The sequence below is a fragment of the Nereida sp. MMG025 genome (assembly GCF_021654165.1).
Lineage (GTDB): Bacteria > Pseudomonadota > Alphaproteobacteria > Rhodobacterales > Rhodobacteraceae > Nereida.
In genome coordinates this window covers 1-989 of record NZ_JAKFZN010000031.1, presented here as the reverse complement: position 1 = coordinate 989, position 989 = coordinate 1, and the positions used below count along the sequence as shown (strand labels likewise).

The 989-nt window shown below is 51.1% G+C and carries 1 protein-coding gene; it reads left to right on the top strand.

Going from position 1 to position 989, the window contains the following annotated elements:
• The first annotated feature begins 135 nt into the window (after nucleotides 1-135).
• On the top strand, nucleotides 136-429 hold the full coding sequence (locus L1065_RS15690) for a hypothetical protein (protein WP_237096457.1): 294 nt from the start codon (nucleotides 136-138) through the stop codon (nucleotides 427-429).
• Nucleotides 430-989 lie beyond the last annotated feature (560 nt).

Here is a 989-nt window from a genome sequence, read left to right as displayed (position 1 = left end):
TTATGAAACCCTAGGTTGGGTTGCCCTTGCACTGAAGCTCATTGGGGGTGCGGCGGCACTTGACGGGGTTTCTGCATTTGGCGCGGGCGTTGGCGAAGCTGCGAGCAAGAGGTCGGTGAATGCTGGTATGAGGTGGTGAATGCTGGTATACAGCGGGCGGCACAGTCCCTGATGGGGCAAAGCGGACTGGCGCGTGGTATACTTTCGGCCTTTGGAGCAAACCCATTCTCTCCAATTGGCATCGAACTCGCTGTGGGAGGAGCAGCAGCCTACATGATTATTGTAGATATGATGGAGGATATCCGGGAAGTCGTTGAATATCGCTTTCAGTCAGGCGAGGTAAGTAACGAGATATATGACCGCGTATTTGGTGACTTCAATTTCGAAGCAGCAGAAATTCGAAAGTACGGGCCGTGGGAAGGCATTTAGCATATTGGGCCATTCTGGCTATTTCAGTTGTTTTGGCGGTCTTAGTACTGAGGCAATTTATGTCTCCACGGGACCCGTGGATCTTTCCAGTCGGGCTTGTCCTGGTTTTCGCCATTCGATACGGGCTCGTCGCCATCTGGACCGCTCTGAAAAAAGAACGGTGATATTCGAGGATTTGTCACCGGATCAGGTGAACTTGGAAAAGTATTGGGATTAAAATGCCAGACCGACCGAAAAGCGTTGTATACTGGACTATCCTGATTACTTTTTCTCGTCATTTCAGGCACCATCGGGTATGATTTTGTCTTCAATTTACTGAGGTCTCGCGAGATTTCTTGGGTGGTCATAGGGTTCATGAACGGGTTGGCCGTATTCTTGCTCTATAAAGCGATGTTCGCCCAATCCGACGCGGAATGATGATAAACACTGGTGATCAAAACGTAGTCAACCTGCACCGGGCGACAGGCACTTTATTGGCTGTGATAGTCGTGCCGCTCGCATACTTCATGGGCGCATCCCAAGGGGCTGAAGCGTCAATCGCGACGCTCGCTGCATTGGCG